Genomic DNA, 12,443 nt, shown 5'->3' on the forward strand with positions numbered 1-12,443 from the left:
ACGACCCACGCTGACTCCGGCGCTACGCCTGCTCGCCGCGGCCCTGATGGCCGCGGCGAGCATGGTTCTTCCCGGCTGCGCCGCGCCACCGACGACCGCGCCGGGTGAGGACGATCCGCGCGTCCTGCTCGGCGATCTGGTCCGCGCGGCGGTCGATGACGACCGCGGGCTGTGGGAGAGCCGGTCCACGCCCGGCGGGGCCGCGACCACCGACCTGCTGCGCAGCAATCTGGCCCGGCTCGATCTTCGCGGACTCGCCGCCACCGGGCGGCAGCGGCCGCCCGGTCCGGGTGACCCGCGCGGTGATCGGGTGATCGAGACGACGGTGACCTGGTCGGTCGACGGCTGGTCCGTGCAGCGGGCCACGCCGCTGTGGCTGGTGGTCGAGGGCACCGGGGACGCGGCGCGACTCGCCGGAATCGGGGCCGCGACCACCGGTGCGGAGCTGCCGGTCTGGGCGCTCGAGCCCGTCGAACCTCGCGCTGCCGGTGACGTCGCGGTGCTCGCCGCCGACGACCCGGCCCCCTGGCTGGCGGCCGCCGGGCGGTCGGGTGGGGAGTTGTTGATCATTGTGCCGCGCAATGCCGACGGCTTCGCCCGGCTGACCGGCGGGTCCGGGCGTACCGGAACTGCGGCTCTGACCCGGTCCGGATCCGATGACCGCGGAGAGATCATCGTCAACCCTGCGGTCGGCCGGCTGACCCCCGAAGGCCGGGGGGTGCTGATCGCGCACGAAGCGGTGCACGTGGAGACCGCCAGTTGGGCGACGGATGCGCCGCTGTGGGTCGAGGAGGGGTACGCCGAGTGGCGCGCTCAGCAGGCCTGGCCCGAGGCCGTCGGCGAGATGGACGCGATCCTGGCCGACGGATTGCGCGGGCGGGTGCCGAGCGGAGTGCCGACCGACGCCGAGTTCGGCTCGGGCGGCACCGGATACGGCCGGGCCCTGCTTGCCTGGCGGGTGATCGCCGGCGGGGGGCCCGAAGCGGTCCCACGGGCGGAGCGGGCGTATGCCGAGCTGGCCGCCGGCGAGCCGCCGGAGCGAGTGCTGACCGGCCTCGGACTGTCCGAGCGCGAGCTGGCCGCGGAGATCGACCGGCGGATCGCGGAGCTGCGCGGCGGCGCCCGGTGACCACGCTGGTGATCACCAACGATTTCGGTCCGCGGATCGGCGGGATTGAGACCTTCAATGCCGCGGTGTGCGACTGGCTGGGCGAGGTGATCGTGCTGACGGCGCGGCAGCCGGGCAGCGCGGCCCACGACGCCGAGCTGGCGTACCCCGTCGAACGCATACCCGGTCCGCGGTTGTCCGGCGGGGGGCGGTGCCGGCAGCCGACCCTGCTGCCCGGTCGCGCGGTGGCCGGGGCCGCCGCCGAACTGATCCGGCGGCGGGCAATCGAGCGCGTGGTGATCAGTGCCGCCGCACCCCTCGGGTTACTGGCGCCCGCGCTCCGGCGGGCCGGTGCACGGCGGATCGTCGCATTGAGCCACGGGCACGAGGCGTGGTGGGCGCGGCTGCCCGGCACCCGCCACGCGCTGCGCCGGATCGTCGCCGGGGTGGACGCGTTCGGGGTGATCAGTTCCTGGACCCGCGAGGCGATCGCCGCGGTGCTGCCGCCGGCCGGGCGGGCAAAGGTGATCATGGTGCCCCCGCCGGTTGCACCGGAGTTCTTCGCGATCGACCGCCGGCCGGCGACGACGGTGCGCTGCCTGGCGGCCGGCAGATTCGTGGCTCAGAAGGGCTTCGGGACGCTGCTCGATGCGTGGCGGCTGCTCGGTGATCATGCTCCGCCGCTGACGATCGCGGGGTCGGGCCCGCTGGATCATCGGCTGCGGCGGCGCGCGGGGGAGCGGGTGGCCTTCGCCGGTGCGGTGGACCGGGGACGGATGCCGGCCCTGCTGGCCGAGCATGATCTTTTCCTGGCTCCGGTACGCCGTGCCGCCGCCGGGCTGGTGCAGGAGGGGTTCGGCCTCGCGCTCGCGGAGGCGGCCGCGGCAGGCATGGCGGTGATCGGCACACGCACGGGGGGCGTACCCGACATCGTCGAACACGGGCGCACGGGCTGGCTGGTCGAACCGGGCGACCCCCGCGCGCTGGCGCGGATGATCCCCGAGGTCTGCTCCGCGCCGGACGCATTGATCGCCGCGGGGCATCGGGGCAGGACGCATGCCCGCAGGTTCGACGGCGCCGCCCAACGGCAGGAGCTGTTCGGCGCGCTGGCCGGTTGATCACCGGCCCGGTCGATCAATCCGCGAACCGCATGTCCGCGGCCTGTTCGCGGTAGGCCGCCAGCGTCTCCAGGTCGCGGCCCATCGCCGCCTCGATCCGACTGAGCGCCTCGGGCCCGAGCGGCACGCGCAGCGGCGCGGGATCGGTGCGGGTGAGCCCGACGATGAACTCGGCCGCCCGCGCGGGATCGTTGGGCTGGCGGCCGTCCTGGTCGGTGAACCGCTCCCGCAACCGCCCGGCGGGGGTGTCGGCGTAGTCGGGGATCGGGGTCGTGTACGCCATCGAGCGCCCGGCGAACTCGGTGCGGAAGGGGCCGGGCTCGATGATCGTGACCCGGATGCCCCACGGCGCCACCTCCCCGGCCAGCGCCTCCGACATGCCCTCCAGAGCGAACTTCGACGTCGCATAGGCCGCGTGCCCCGGGTTGGCGACGCGCCCACCCACCGAGGACATCGCGAAGATGTGCCCCGATCGTTGCCGGCGCATCGCCGGCAGGACCGCGCGGGTCGTCCGCAGCGCGCCCAGCAGGTTCACCTCCAACAGGTCGCGCAGCTCGTCGTCGGTGCACTCCTCGAGCGCGCCGATCAGCCCGCGGCCGGCGTTGTTGACGAGCACGTCGATCCGCCCGTGCCGGTGCAGCGCCGCGCGCACCGCCTTGTCCACCGACGACGCGTCGGTGACGTCCAGGGTCAGCGGTTCGTCGAAGTCGCGCAGCGAGGACACGTCGCGCGCGGTCGCCACCACCAGATCCCCCGCCGCGCGTGCGGCCTCGGCGATCGCGCGCCCGAAGCCGGCGTTCGCCCCGGTGATCAACCACACCTGCTGTGTCATGCGTTCTCCTTGTTGCCTGATCGAGTTCGTTCCTTGATCGAACTCCGCCCGACAATTAACCTTGACTATCAAGGCAATCTATCTTGAGCATCAAGGGAGATCAACCATGAGTTCGGCCGAACCGGATTCGGTGGACCGCGAGCTCGACGAGTGGCTCGCCGAGATGCCCGAGGTGGCGCCGCAGGTGGAGGCGGCTCGGCAACGGATCGGCCGGCTGTCGCGCCTGTTCGGGCGCACCGTGGAGCTGGTCGCTCGCGAGGCCGGGCTGAGCGTCGGCGACCTCGAGGCGTTGTCGGCCATCGTCCGCTCCGGCGGCACGATCACGCCGACGGCCCTGGGGTCGGCGCTCGGGCTCACCTCGGGCACGGTCAGCACGCGGATCGCCCGGCTGAGCGCCGAGGGCTTTGTCGCCCTGGCCGGCGCCGCGGGCGACGGTCGCAGCCGGCCGATCGTGATCACCGCGGTCGGGCGGCGCCGCTGGCGCACTGCCACCGCGGCCCGGGTACGCGTGGAGGCGGATCTGTTCGACGCGCTGGATGCCGAGGAGTGCCGCACCCTGAACGACCTGCTCCGCACGCTACTCGCCCGCTACGAGTCCGATCTGGGCGAGGCCGAGCGCCACGACATCGTCCGCCCCGGCCGCTGACCGGCCGGGCGCGGTGGTTTCAGCCGGCGTGCCGGCGGATGAAGTCGGCGGACTCGGTGAAGATCGTCTCGGCGTCGTGGTCCAGCGTCGCGACGTGCCAGCTGCGGTGCAGCACCCGTTCGGTCGCCTCGGGTGAGGAAATCTTCTGCATGATCATCCGCGCCGAGCTCGGATCGACGACATGGTCGGTACGCGAGCGGAACAGCAGCACCGGCTGGTCGACCAGCGGCAGGTCGGCGCGGACCACCCGCCACAGCCGCATCATCGCGGCGACCCCGTTCAGGGGGGTCCGCGAGTAGGCGTTCTCGTCCTGCCCCGGCATCGCGATGTCGTTGGCGATCCCGGGCATCGATGCCAGCACCCGCCGCAGCAGCGGCAGGGCCAGCAGCCGACGGTCGGCCGAGCGTACCGCGGGATTCACCAGCACCAGCCCGCCGATCTCCGAACCGCGCAACTGAGCCAGCCGCAGCGCGAGCGCGCCGCCCATCGACAGGCCCGCCACGAACAGGGTGCGGGTGCGGGCGGCGAGCTCGGTGGCGGCCTCGTCGACCGCGGCGTACCACCGCGTCCACGGCACCGTGTTCAGGTCCTGCCAGGTCGTCCCGTGCCCGGGCAGCAGCGGGACCGAGGTGGCGAAACCCTCGGCGCGCAGGTGCTCGGCCCACGGCTCCATCGACGTCGGCGACCCGGTGAAGCCGTGGCACAACACGACCCCGACCGGCCTGTCGTCGGCGGCATCGTCGGGCATCGAGGTCTGGGTGGAGACCGACGACTCCGGCGACAACAGGGCATTCACACGCCGCATGCTAGCCAGCGCGGACCGCTCGCGGCGGCAAGCGCGCGGGGTAGCATGCCGCCGTGGTCTACTGGCTGCTCAAGCACCTTGTGTTCGTGCCCGTGCTGCGGGTCCTGTGGCGGCCGTGGGCCGACGGGCTGGAGAACGTGCCGCGCCGTGGCGGCGCGGTGCTGGCCAGCAACCACATCGGCGCCGCCGAGACGATCCTCATTCCGCTGATGGCGCCGCGCCGGCTGACCTTCCCGGCCAAGGCCGAGCTGTTCCAGGGCAGGACGCTCCCGCAGCGGGTGGTCGCCGCCTTCCTCCGGGCGGTCGGGCAGGTGCCGATGGATCGCTCGGGCGGGCGCGCCAGCGCGGCGGCCATGGGCGAGGTGACGGACGTGCTGCGCTCGGGCAACCTGTTGGCGATCTTCCCCGAGGGCACCCGGTCACCGGACGGGCGGCTCTACAAGGGCCGCACCGGCGTGGCGCGGCTGGCGCTGTCGGCCGGGGTCCCGGTGATCCCGGTCGCGGTGAGCAACACCGAGGGCGTCCGCGGCCCGCTCGGGATGCCGATGGTGAACCGGCCCGGCGTGGTGTTCGGCGAGCCGATGGATTTCTCCGCCTGGCACGACCGGTCGACCGATCGCAATGTGCTGCGCTTCGTCACCGACGAGATCATGAACGGCATCATGGAGCTGTCGGGCCAGGACTATGTCGATGTCTACGGCAGCAGCGTGAAGTCGGGCCAGTACGACGAGGCCGAGCTGGCCGAGCGGCGCCTGCCCCGGCCCGGCTTCGGGCGTACCCCGCCCGCCGTGGAGTCCCGATGAGCGACCCGGACGCCGCAGACGCGAACCGGCCGCGCAACGAACTGGTCCCGGCCGGGGGCGACGTCGACGACGGTACGCGCGGCGGTGCCGCGTACTGGCTGTTGAAGTCGACGCTGAGCCCGGTGGTGAAGGCGATCTTCCGACCGAAGGTCGAGGGGCTGGAACATGTGCCGGTCGACGGCCCGGCGATCATCGCCAGCAATCACCTCTCGGTGGCGGACTGGCTGTTCACGCCGATCGCGTTGAAGCGGCGAATCACCTATGTGGCGAAGTCGGACTACTTCACCGGGTCCGGGCTCAAGGGATTCCTGCAACGCGGGTTCTTCTCCGGCACCGGGCAGGTGCCGATCGATCGGTCCGGCGGCCGGGCGAGCGAGGCGGCGCTGGCCGCCGGCGCGCAGGTGCTGCGGCGCGGCGAGCTGTTCGGGATCTTTCCCGAAGGTACGCGCTCGCCCGACGGTCGCCTCTACAAGGGCCGCACCGGCATCGCCCGGCTCGCTCTGACGACGGGCGCGCCGGTGGTGCCCGCGGGGGTGATCGGCACGGACAAGATCGCGCCCAAGGACCGCCACTTCGGCAAGGTCCACTCCCCGACGGTGCGCTTCGGCCCGCCGCTGGACCTGACCGCGTTCGTCGGCAGGGCCCACGACCGCGGCGCGCTGCGGGCCGCCACCGATCAGGTGATGCAGGCGATCCGGGCGCTGACCGGGCAGGTCTATGTGGACGAGTACGCCCCGCGTACCTTCATCGAGCCGGCGAGCTGACCGCATACTTATTCGACTTCTGGAAAACTTATGCGTACGCTCGGGGCATGCCCAAGGTCCTGAGTTCCCTGCCCGTCGGCGAACGCGTCGGCATCGCCTTCTCCGGCGGCCTCGACACCTCCGTCGCCGTCGCCTGGATGCGCGAGAAGGGCGCGGTGCCGTGCACCTACACCGCCGACCTCGGCCAGGCCGACGAGCCCGACATCGCCTCGGTCCCGGACCGCGCGGGGGAGTACGGCGCCGAGCTGGCGCGGCTGGTCGACTGCCGGCAGGCGCTGGTCGAGGAGGGGCTGGTCGCGCTCCAGTGCGGCGCCTTCCACATCCGCACGGCCGGGCGTACCTACTTCAACACCACCCCGCTCGGCCGCGCGGTCACCGGCGTGCTGCTGGTCCGCGCGATGAAGGACGACGGCGTGGAGATCTGGGGCGACGGCTCCACCTACAAGGGCAACGACATCGAGCGGTTCTACCGCTACGGCCTGCTCGCCAACCCGAACCTGCGCATCTACAAGCCGTGGCTGGATGCCGACTTCGTCGCCGAGCTGGGCGGTCGGAGCGAGATGTCGCAGTGGCTCACCGAGCGCGGTCTGCCGTACCGGGCGTCGGCCGAGAAGGCGTACTCCACCGATGCCAACATCTGGGGTGCCACGCACGAGGCCAAGCGGCTGGAGCACCTGGACACCGGCGCCGAGATCGTCGATCCGATCATGGGCGTCGCGTCGTGGAACGACGAGATCGAGATCAAGCCCGAGGAGGTCACCCTCGCCTTCGAGCAGGGCCGGCCGGTCGCGATCAACGGGCAGGGCTTCGCCTCCGCCGTCGACCTGGTTCTGGAGGCCAATGCGATCGGCGGGCGGCACGGGCTCGGGATCTCAGACCAGATCGAGAACCGGATCATCGAGGCCAAGAGCCGCGGCATCTACGAGGCGCCCGGGATGGCGCTGCTGCACATCGCCTACGAGCGGCTGCTGACCGGCATCCACAACGAGGACACGCTCAGCGCCTATCACGCCGAGGGTCGCCGGCTGGGGCGGCTGATGTATGAGGGCCGCTGGCTCGACCCGCAGTCGCTGATGCTGCGCGAGTCGTTGCAGCGCTGGGTCGGCTCGGCGGTCACCGGCACGGTGACGCTGCGGCTGCGCCGCGGCGAGGACTACTCGATCCTCGACACCACCGGCCCCGGCCTGAGCTACCACCCGGACAAGCTGTCGATGGAGCGGGTCGCCGATGCCGCCTTCGGCCCGACCGAGCGGATCGGCCAGCTCACCATGCGCAATCTCGACATCGCCGATTCCCGCGCCCGGTTGGAGCAGTACGCCCTGCGCGGCATCGTCGGTGGCGCCACCGCCGACCTGGTCGGGGATCTGACTCCCGGGGGTGCCCGGGCCATCGCCGGTGGCGTCGGCCCCGACGACGACGCCGAGGCGCTGGACCGGGCGGCGATGGAATCGGGCACCGACTGAGCCATCCTGTTGTCGTGGGCACTGCGTGCACCTCGTGATCGGCTGTGGCGCCGTGATCAAGAGCACGCATGGAGTTGGTCTTGTTTTTGTGTGCCCCGCTTCTTCTCGGGATCTGGAGCTTCGGAGAAATTGCGATCGGCGCGTCGTGATTCTCGGCTAGGCTTTCTTCTGAAGCGGATGCCCCCGAGTCGTAACCCGCACCGCTTCCGTCGCGAGGATTCGAGGAGGGGTGTCCAGATGGATCCGATGAGCGTCTGGAGAGGGGGCGCATGGTCGAAAATTTTCCCGGCTGTTTCGGTGACTTGCGTTATCGTGGGCGGGGTTGCGTCAATGTGGATAGCGAGAGTGTCCGTGATGGGCGCGGTGCTCTTTTCATCGACCGCGCTGGTGCTGGCATTGTTGTGTGTGATGTTTTTCAAGGTTGACCTTCGCATTGATCGCGAGAAATTGCGGATTGGCTTTTCCACGCCACGGTTTCCGAGGCTCGAGATTCCTCGTGCCGAGATCTTGTCGGCTCGTGTTGTTCGCGTGGCGCCAATGCAGCATGGGGGCTGGGGCTACCGGGGTAGCTTGCGGTTCTTTCGCAAGGCCGCGGTGGTTGTGCGGGCCGGGGAGGGCGTGGCGTTCGCGCTCACCGAGGGGCGGGTACTGACGGTGACCGTCGATGATGCGGCCGGATGCGTACGGTGGCTCGCCGATGACGAGATGAGAGACGATTCGGGCCGCGAGGAGGCGACGAACTAGGCTGTTGCCCATGCCCGAAGCCTTTCCGTCGCTGGCCGACCTGCATGCGCGCAACCCGTTGCACCAGGCGGCCTATCCCGACGCCTCGGCCGTGACCGAGGTCGTCAAGGAGCTGGAGCAGCGGCCGCCGCTGGTGTTCGCCGGCGAGTGCGACGACCTGCGCGGCAAGCTGGCCCAGGTCGCGCGGCGCGAGGGCTTCGTGCTGCAGGGCGGCGACTGCGCCGAGACCTTCGCCGGCGTCACCGCCGCCAACATCCAGGGCAAGCTGCGGGTGCTGTTGGCGATGGCCGTGGTGTTGACCTACGCCGCCCAGGTGCCGGTGGTCAAGATCGGCCGGTTGGCGGGGCAGTACGCCAAGCCGCGCTCCAAGGACACCGAGACCCGCGGCGGCGTGACGCTGCCGGTCTACAAGGGCGACGCGGTGAACGGCTTCGCGTTCACCCCCGAGGCGCGGACCCCGGACCCGCGCCGGCTGCTGGAGGTCTACAACGCCTCGGCCGCCACCTTGAACCTGACCCGCGCCTTCGTCACCGGCGGCTTCGCCCACCTCGCGCAAGTGCATTCCTGGAACGCCGACTGGGTGAAGAGCTCGCCCGTCGGCAAGCAGTGGGAGCAACTGGCCGACGAGATCGACCGCGCGCTGGCGTTCATGGTCGCCTGCGGGCTGGACGACGACGCCATGCGCAGCGTCGACCTGTTCGCCTCCCACGAGGCGCTGCTGTTGGAGTACGAGCACGCGCTGACCCGGGTCGACTCGCGTACCCAGCGCCCCTACAACGTGTCCGGCCACTTCGTCTGGATCGGCGAGCGGACCCGGCAGCTCGACGGCGCGCACGTCGAGATGCTGCGCCACGTCCGCAACCCGATCGGCATCAAGCTCGGCCCGACCACGACCGCCGCGGATGCGCTGGCGCTGGCCGACCGGCTCGATCCCGATCACGAGCCCGGCCGAATCAGCTTCATCACCCGGATGGGCGCGAAGAAGATCCGCGACCTGCTGCCGGACGTGATCGAAGGCGTGAGCGCGAGCGGCCGCGAAGTGGTGTGGATCTGCGATCCCATGCACGGCAACACCTTCGAGGCGGCCAACGGCTACAAGACCCGCGCCTTCGGCGACGTGATGGACGAGGTCAACGGCTTCTTCGACGTCCATGATCAACTCGGCACCTGGCCCGGCGGCATCCATGTCGAGCTGACCGGAGACGACGTCACCGAGTGTGTCGGCGGCGCCGATGATCTTGCCGAGGGCGATCTCGGCAATCGGTACGAGTCGTTGTGCGACCCGCGGCTGAATCGCAACCAGTCCCTGGAGCTGGCCTTCCTGGTCTCCCAGCGGCTCACCGACGGCCGGGTCCGGCGCGGGCTGCGCGACCTCGAACAGTCGGGCAACGAGCTCGCCCCCGCGCGGGCCGACCTGCCCGCGTGAGCGCGGGAGAGACGATGAGTCCGGTCGACCTGCGCTCGGACACCCTGACCCGGCCGAGTCCCGGGATGATCGCGGCCATGGCGTCGGCCGAGGTCGGCGACGACGTCTACGGCGAGGATCCGACGCTGAACGCCCTGGAGGAGCGGGTCGCGGACCTGTTCGGGCACGAGGCGGCGCTGTTCTGCCCGACCGGTTCGATGACCAACATGCTCGGCGTCGCCGCGCTCGTGCCGCGCGGCATGGAGGTCCTGTGCGACGCCCGGGCGCACATCGCGCGGGCCGAGCTCGGCGGGCACGCCGCCTGGTTCGGGGTGACCATGCGGACCTGGTTCACGCCGGACGGTACGCCACCCGCCGACGTGCTCGCGGAGCTGGCCAGCCCCGACGCGGGCCCCTATCTGGTCTCGACCGCGGCCATCGCCCTGGAGAACACCCACAACTTCTCCGGCGGCCGGATCCAGCCGCTGGCCGAGCTGGTCCGGGTACGCAGGTTCTGCGAACCCCTGGGCATCGCCACCCATCTGGACGGGGCCAGGCTGTGGAACGCGCACGCGGCGACCGGCGTACCGCTGGCCGACTACGGTGCGCTCTTCGACACGGTCAGCGTGTGTTTCTCCAAGGGGCTGGGGGCGCCGGTCGGCTCCGTGCTGGTCTCCTCGGCCGACCGGATCGCCGAGGCCAGGGTGCTCCGCAAGCGGCTGGGCGGCGGGATGCGCCAGGCCGGGGTGCTGGCGGCCGCGTGCGACTACGCGCTCGATCACGAGCTGCCCCGGCTGGCCGAGGACCACGAGTCGGCGCGGCGGTTCGCCGCGGCGATCGCCGAGCGGGCACCGCAGGCGGTCGACCTGGCCACCGTGCAGACCAATCTGGTCCGGATCGACACCGGCGAGCGCAAGGCCGGCGAACTCGCCGAGCGCGCCCGCGACGCCGGCGTCCTGATCAGCGCGATGGGTCCGTCCGTGCTGCGCGCCGTCACCCACCGCGACGTGTCCGCCGCCGACTGCGAACGCGCCGGGCGACTGGTCGGCGACCTGCTCGCCTGAGCCCGGGTGGCCCGCAGGCCCGGGTAACTTGGTGGGCATGAAGATCACCCACCTCGGGCATTCGGCCGTGCTGGTCGAGGAAGCCGGGACCCGGCTGCTGATCGATCCGGGCAACTTCGGCGACGGCTGGGTCGGGTTGACCGGGCTCGATGCCGTGTTGATCACCCATCAGCATGCCGACCATGCCGATCCCGAGCGGCTGCCCGGCCTGCTGACGGCGAATCCCGAGGCGCGGGTGCTGGTCGAGCCGCAGGTACGCGAGGCGATCACGGCGATCGCGGATCGGGCCGAGGATTTCGGGCCCGACTCGGCGCTTCGCATCGGCGGCGTCGAGGTCCGCGCGGTCGGCGGCACCCATGCCGAGATCCATCGCGACATCCCATTGATCGGCAACGTCGGCTTTGTGATCGGCGCGCCGGGCGGAGCCCGGCTGTTCCACCCGGGCGACTCGCTGGCCACCGTTCCCGGCGGCGTCGACATTCTGGCCCTGCCTGTGATGGGCCCGTGGGCGGCGATGAAGGAGCACATCGATTTCGTCCGCGCGGTCGGCGCGCCGCGCGCCTTCGGAATACACGAGGGGCTGGTCAACGATCGCTACCTCGGCCTGTTCCGTGGACGGTTGGGCGAGCTGACCGATACCGAGCTGGTCGACCTGACGGTCGGCGAGCCCGCGGAGGTCTGAGCGTGGCGCACCAGCTTCCTGCGCTGGGTCGGCCGGGTCGCGATCACCCCGGTGACATCCTGGTCGCGGCCTGGCAATGCCTGCGTCGCCGGCCGTTGGCGTACGCCGTGTTGTCGATCGCCCCGGCACTCCTGGGCACGGTCGCGCTGGCGGTGCCCGCCGCCATCGCCGTCGCGCTGCAGCCGGGTCGCCTCGACGGCTTCACCTCCGGCCTGCTCGGCGCGCTCGGCGTGGCCCTGGTCGTGATCGGCGCGCTGGTCAACCTCCGAGTGCTGGCCATGATCAGTGCCCTGACGCACGCAACCGCGCAGGGGGAGAGCATCGGTGTCGCCGATGCCGCGCGGCGCAGCCGCGGGTTCTTCGGGCGCGCGACGGGACTTGTCCTGCTCGGCGCGGGCGTGGTGTTGCTGGTCGGCAGCGGATTGGTCTGGCTCATCGCCCGGTGGCTGTACGGCACCGCGGAGCCGCAACTCATCCCGGTGATCGTCACCGTGCTGATCGCGGGCGCGGCGTGGACGGTGGTCGGCGCCCGGCTGTACCCCCTGCTGCCGGTGCTGGCGCTCGGCCGCGCGGGAGGGGTGCGGGCACTGGGCGAGGCGTGGCGACTGACCGCCGGACACACGGCCCGCACGCTGGGTTGGGTGACCATGCTCGGGGCGCTGACCTGGCTGCTCCGGGTGCTCGCCCTGCTACCGGTCGCGCTGCTGGCCGCCGCGGCCAATCCGGGTGCCGATGCCGGGTCCCAGCTCGGCGCCGGCTGGGCCTCACTGCTGCTCACGATCGTCCTGGCGCCGGTGGTCGCGCTGTTCTCGGTGGCGTACCTCACGGCGGCCCAGACGCTCTACGAGCGCGACCTCGTCGAGCGCCGCCCGGCCCCGCCCACGCTCAACTGGGCCCCGCCCACGACGGCGCCGGCCGGCGGCATCGGCGGTCAGGGCTGGCGGCCCGGCGCGCTCACCGGCCCACCACCCGCCTCCCGCCCCTGACACCGGCCGCTCAGCCCACCGGA

General features: G+C 71.7%; 13 protein-coding genes. 11 read left to right on the forward strand and 2 right to left on the reverse strand.

Going from position 1 to position 12,443, the window contains the following annotated elements; all coding sequences use genetic code 11:
- Positions 1-46 precede the first annotated feature (46 nt).
- Together GGQ54_RS13150 and GGQ54_RS13155 are read left to right on the forward strand one after the other, a co-directional pair.
- Positions 47-1,129, forward strand: coding sequence for a hypothetical protein (locus GGQ54_RS13150; RefSeq protein WP_179445797.1), 1,083 nt, complete (start codon positions 47-49; stop codon positions 1,127-1,129).
- Entirely contained in the window at positions 1,126-2,226 is a 1,101-nt protein-coding gene (locus GGQ54_RS13155; protein ID WP_179445798.1) for a glycosyltransferase, read from the forward strand. Before GGQ54_RS13150 ends, GGQ54_RS13155 begins: the two co-directional genes overlap by 4 nt.
- A gap of 16 nt (positions 2,227-2,242) precedes the next feature.
- Here the strand turns inward: GGQ54_RS13155 and GGQ54_RS13160 are convergent, their stop codons facing one another.
- Positions 2,243-3,058 (reverse strand): SDR family NAD(P)-dependent oxidoreductase, encoded by an 816-nt coding sequence (locus GGQ54_RS13160; RefSeq protein WP_179445799.1) that lies wholly within the window; start codon positions 3,056-3,058, stop codon positions 2,243-2,245.
- Between the two features lie 106 nt (positions 3,059-3,164).
- On the opposite strand from GGQ54_RS13160, the gene GGQ54_RS13165 reads away from it, so the two are divergent.
- Positions 3,165-3,704 carry a MarR family winged helix-turn-helix transcriptional regulator gene (locus GGQ54_RS13165; protein WP_218843867.1) on the forward strand — a complete coding sequence of 180 codons (540 nt, stop codon included), beginning with the start codon at positions 3,165-3,167 and terminating at the stop codon, positions 3,702-3,704.
- 19 nt (positions 3,705-3,723) lie between these two features.
- On the opposite strand, the gene GGQ54_RS13170 is transcribed toward GGQ54_RS13165, so the two are convergent.
- Positions 3,724-4,500, reverse strand: coding sequence for an alpha/beta hydrolase (locus GGQ54_RS13170; protein WP_343045961.1), 777 nt, complete (start codon positions 4,498-4,500; stop codon positions 3,724-3,726).
- 62 nt (positions 4,501-4,562) lie between these two features.
- On the opposite strand from GGQ54_RS13170, the gene GGQ54_RS13175 reads away from it, so the two are divergent.
- From GGQ54_RS13175 to GGQ54_RS13210, 8 genes are all read left to right on the forward strand, one after another.
- Positions 4,563-5,312, forward strand: a complete 750-nt coding sequence (locus tag GGQ54_RS13175) for a 1-acyl-sn-glycerol-3-phosphate acyltransferase (protein WP_179445800.1) — start codon at positions 4,563-4,565, stop codon at positions 5,310-5,312.
- Positions 5,309-6,076, forward strand: coding sequence for a lysophospholipid acyltransferase family protein (locus GGQ54_RS13180; RefSeq protein WP_179445801.1), 768 nt, complete (start codon positions 5,309-5,311; stop codon positions 6,074-6,076). The genes GGQ54_RS13175 and GGQ54_RS13180 overlap by 4 nt, the downstream gene beginning before the upstream one ends.
- Positions 6,077-6,123: 47 nt before the next feature.
- A complete protein-coding gene (gene argG / locus GGQ54_RS13185) occupies positions 6,124-7,539 on the forward strand; it encodes an argininosuccinate synthase (protein ID WP_179445802.1) in 1,416 nt (471 codons plus the stop codon).
- A gap of 354 nt (positions 7,540-7,893) precedes the next feature.
- Positions 7,894-8,283 carry a hypothetical protein gene (locus GGQ54_RS13190; protein WP_179445803.1) on the forward strand — a complete coding sequence of 130 codons (390 nt, stop codon included), beginning with the start codon at positions 7,894-7,896 and terminating at the stop codon, positions 8,281-8,283.
- Between the two features lie 10 nt (positions 8,284-8,293).
- Positions 8,294-9,709: a class II 3-deoxy-7-phosphoheptulonate synthase gene (locus tag GGQ54_RS13195; RefSeq protein WP_179445804.1), complete on the forward strand. Its 1,416-nt coding sequence runs from the start codon at positions 8,294-8,296 to the stop codon at positions 9,707-9,709.
- 14 nt (positions 9,710-9,723) lie between these two features.
- Positions 9,724-10,752: a threonine aldolase family protein gene (locus GGQ54_RS13200; protein WP_179445805.1), complete on the forward strand. Its 1,029-nt coding sequence runs from the start codon at positions 9,724-9,726 to the stop codon at positions 10,750-10,752.
- Positions 10,753-10,789: 37 nt separating this feature from the next.
- A complete protein-coding gene (locus tag GGQ54_RS13205; protein WP_179445806.1) occupies positions 10,790-11,434 on the forward strand; it encodes an MBL fold metallo-hydrolase in 645 nt (214 codons plus the stop codon).
- A gap of 2 nt (positions 11,435-11,436) precedes the next feature.
- A complete protein-coding gene (locus GGQ54_RS13210) occupies positions 11,437-12,420 on the forward strand; it encodes a hypothetical protein (RefSeq protein WP_179445807.1) in 984 nt (327 codons plus the stop codon).
- The last annotated feature ends 23 nt before the right edge of the window (positions 12,421-12,443 follow it).

The sequence above is a fragment of the Naumannella cuiyingiana genome, assembly GCF_013408305.1.
Taxonomy (GTDB): domain Bacteria; phylum Actinomycetota; class Actinomycetes; order Propionibacteriales; family Propionibacteriaceae; genus Naumannella; species Naumannella cuiyingiana.